Source organism: Amphibacillus indicireducens, from assembly GCF_039539605.1.
Taxonomy (GTDB): Bacteria; Bacillota; Bacilli; order Bacillales; family Amphibacillaceae; genus Amphibacillus; species Amphibacillus indicireducens.
Genome location: NZ_BAABDL010000082.1, coordinates 5,234 through 5,688, shown reverse-complemented (window position 1 = coordinate 5,688; position 455 = coordinate 5,234). Strand labels below are relative to the sequence as shown.

Sequence of the window (455 nt, the reverse complement as noted above, 5' to 3'; positions counted from 1 at the left end):
CGATTGAAAATCAAATCAGCGAGCGACTCAATCTCAATAATGGTGCGCCTTATGTATTTTACAAAGAAATCAGTTACAAAGCAGCAAGCTGGAACAAGTCAAGACGCGTGATTGTCAAATTAGAAAGACCAGAAGGTGAACTTTTATTTCGTTATTCCTTCATCGTCACGAACTTAAGCTATCGCCCTAAAAACATCGTCAAATTTTATCAAAACCGTGGGACGATGGAAAATTTCATTAAAGAAGGGAAAAACGGCTTTGCGCTCGACCAGTTAAGCAGTCCTGACTTTTACACAAATGCGACAAAGCTACAAATTGCCTTGCTCGCCTACAATTTTGCGAATTGGTTTCGCCGACTTTGCTTACCTAAAAGCATGAATAAAAGCACCATAGCAACTGTTAGAATTAAGCTGATTAAAATAGCAGGTAAAGTAATCAATACAGCCCGTTATACG

Annotated in this window: 1 protein-coding gene; it reads left to right on the top strand. The window is 38.9% G+C overall.

The window, feature by feature from the left end; translation table 11 throughout:
- A partial coding sequence (locus ABD814_RS07695; RefSeq protein ID WP_344911916.1) for a transposase occupies positions 1-455 on the top strand: 455 nt, incomplete at both ends.